The organism is Streptomyces sp. NPDC059853 (assembly GCF_042731495.1).
Classification (GTDB): Bacteria; Actinomycetota; Actinomycetes; order Streptomycetales; family Streptomycetaceae; genus Streptomyces.
The window spans coordinates 1-2,680 of the sequence record NZ_JBHWJL010000461.1; the positions used below are offsets into that span (position 1 = coordinate 1).

Annotated in this window: 2 protein-coding genes and 1 pseudogene; 1 reads left to right on the forward strand and 2 read right to left on the reverse strand. The window is 74.4% G+C overall.

The features are described from left to right. Window positions 1-250: 250 nt before the first annotated feature. Window positions 251-1,633 (reverse strand): PH domain-containing protein, encoded by a 1,383-nt coding sequence (locus ACFV5N_RS26715; RefSeq protein ID WP_385604780.1) that lies wholly within the window; start codon window positions 1,631-1,633, stop codon window positions 251-253. 17 nt (window positions 1,634-1,650) lie between these two features. Beyond that, entirely contained in the window at window positions 1,651-2,130 is a 480-nt protein-coding gene (locus ACFV5N_RS26720) for a PH domain-containing protein (protein ID WP_385604783.1), read from the reverse strand. Window positions 2,131-2,197: 67 nt separating this feature from the next. Here ACFV5N_RS26720 and ACFV5N_RS26725 point away from each other — a divergent pair. Continuing rightward, window positions 2,198-2,680: pseudogene (locus ACFV5N_RS26725) on the forward strand (NADH-quinone oxidoreductase subunit D); the annotation flags it as partial.

Below are 2,680 nucleotides of genomic sequence, written 5' to 3' on the forward strand. Positions count from 1 at the left end.
CGCGCCGCCGGCTACTGGGGGCACCTCCCGGCCGAAGGCCGGGGGAACCTCGCCGTGTTGCCGAACTGCCCGGAGGACACCGCCCTGGGGGCACTCCGGCGCCTTGCGACGCACCGCATCCGGCAACGCGGCCCGATCCACGAAGATCCACAAGAGACGGCCCAGGACCGGCCGGAGGGGACGGCCAGGGGTGGCGGGCGGCCGGTGAGCCGGAGGGGCCGGCCCGGCCCCCGGCCCCCCGGTCAGCGCGTCACGCCGTCCCGCCCGTCAGCCAGCGCTCCGGCGTCGCGTTGCGCCGCCCCAGCCGGGAGCGGTCCGCCTGCGCGGCGACCTCCCGCGCCGCCTCGGCCGCGTCCCGCAGCCGGGCGGTCGCGGTGCCGTTCGCCCCGTGGTCCACATGGATGTCCGCCAGGCCGAGCCGCTGCTCCCACGGCCCCTGCGTCATCCGCACACTCTGCACCTTCGCGTGCGGCACCAGCGTGTACCGCCGGCTCAGCCGCCCCGCGCGGGCCACGAACACGGCGTCGGTCACCCCGTGCCCGTACCCGTGCCGCCACACCGGGACCGCCCACCGCGAGCGGCGCGGCACCGGGGTGATGGAGGCCATCGTCTTGTCGATGTCCACCTCCGGCAGGATCCTGCCGATCAGCTCCGCCGCCAGCGCCCGGCTCGCCACCGGCACCAGTAGCCCGCTCTCGTTCCCCTCGCCGGCCACCTCCAGCTCCACCCGCACCCAGCCGGACCGCCGCCACAGCAGCGGCTCGACGATCCGCACCGACTGAACGCGGCCGGGCGGCACCGTCGCGTGGTCGCGCTGGAGCAGCCCGTGATCCAGGCGCAGCCCGTCCGGGGACTCGCTGACCGTCCAGCCGTACTGGGTCAGGAACCGCCCCAGCGTGCCGCTCCACACCCCGGCCAGCATGGGGACGGCGACCGTGAGCGCCAGGAACGGCCCGGCCGTCATCAGCAGCACCGCGGGCAGCACGATCCCGGCGACCAGCAGCAGCGCCCAGCCGCCGCTGAGGGTCTCCAGGGCGATGGCCTTCGCCAGCGTCGGGGTCTCCACCGCCGCCAGCCGCCGGGCCGGGGCCTCGCCCGCGGTGGGCGCGGCCAGCGGGTCGATACCCGCGGCGCGGGCCAGCAGCTCGGCGCGCAGCGCGGTGGCCTCCGCCTCGCCGAGGAACGCCAGCTCGTCGGCGTCGCCCGAGCCGACCACGTCCATCTTGAGCTTGGCGACACCGACCGCGCGGGCCAGCAGCGGGCGGGTCACGTCGATGGACTGGATCCGGTCCAGCCGCAGATGCGCGGTCCGCCGGAACAGCAGCCCGGTACGGATCCGCAGCTCGGTGTCCGTGACCAGATAGCGGGTGACGCGCCAGGACAGGAAGCCGTACCCGGCGCCGCACAGCATGAGGACGACCAGCAGCAGCCCGAGCCAGCCCAGGCCGAGGGACTGGGTCCAGGAGCGGAGGTTCTCGGCGTTGTTGAGGGCGACGGCGAACAGTCCGGCCAGCGGCGCCCAGGCCCGCCGCCACGGGGTGACGGGGTGCAGTCTGCGCCCGTCCCGCTCCAGGGACGGCTCGGACGGCGCGGAGCCCGCCGCGGGCGTGGCTTCGTCCGGTGCGCCGGTCATGATGCCCCCGTCCCTGTTCACAGGCCCGCCGACCGGGCTTCGCCGAGCGCGGTCAGCCGGTCCCGCAGCCGCTCCGCCTCGGCCGGTTCCAGACCGGGGATGGTGGCGTCACTGGCCGCCGCGGCCGTGTGCAGCTGCACCCTGGCCAGGTCGAACTTGCGGTCCAGCGGCCCTGAGGTGACCTCCACCAGCTGCATCCGGCCGTACGGCACCACCGTCAGCTGCCGCCACAGCACCCCGCGGCTGATCAGCAGATCGTCGTCCCGCTCCTGGTAGCGCCAGGAGCGCCAGTTGCGTCCCAGCGCCCGCCACCCCCACGCGCCCAGCGCCAGCGGCGCCAGCGCGGGCAGCGACCACACCGGCGCGCCGAGCACGGCCGGTACGACGGCGGCGGCCAGCACCACCGGGCCGAGCCACAGCGCCAGCACCAGCCGGCGCATGGTCAGCAGCCCGGGCCGTACTCCGCGCCAGGTGCCCTCTTCCCCTGCCTCGTCCATGCTCAAAAGCTTAGAACGCCCTCACGGATCGTGGTGGGCCGTCCGGAGGAGCTGTCAGACTGTCGCCATGACGGAGACGACGGTCGGGATCGGCGGCGCCGCCGAGTCCACCGACATGGTGCTCAACATCGGGCCGCAGCACCCCTCCACCCACGGCGTGCTGCGGCTGCGGCTGGTGCTCGACGGGGAACGGATCTCGGTGGCCGAGCCCGTGGTCGGCTACATGCACCGGGGCGCGGAGAAGCTGTTCGAGGCGCGCGACTACCGGCAGATCATCGTGCTGGCCAACCGGCACGACTGGCTGTCCGCGTTCTCCAACGAACTGGGCGTGGTGCTGGCCGTCGAACGCATGCTGGGGATGGAGGTCCCCGAGCGGGCGGTGTGGCTGCGCACCCTGCTCGCCGAGCTGAACCGGGTGCTCAACCACCTGATGTTCCTCGGCTCCTATCCGCTGGAGCTGGGCGGCATCACCCCGATGTTCTATGCCTTCACCGAGCGCGAGAGCCTCCAGCACGTCATGGAGGAGGCGTCCGGCGGGCGCATGCACTAC

Excerpts from the sequence above, each read along its gene's own strand:
- ACFV5N_RS26720 (WP_385604783.1), bottom strand. The coding sequence starts at position 2,130 with ATGGACGAGGCAGGGGAAGAGGGCACCTGGCGCGGAGTACGGCCCGGG.
- ACFV5N_RS26715 (WP_385604780.1), bottom strand. The coding sequence starts at position 1,633 with ATGACCGGCGCACCGGACGAAGCCACGCCCGCGGCGGGCTCCGCGCCG.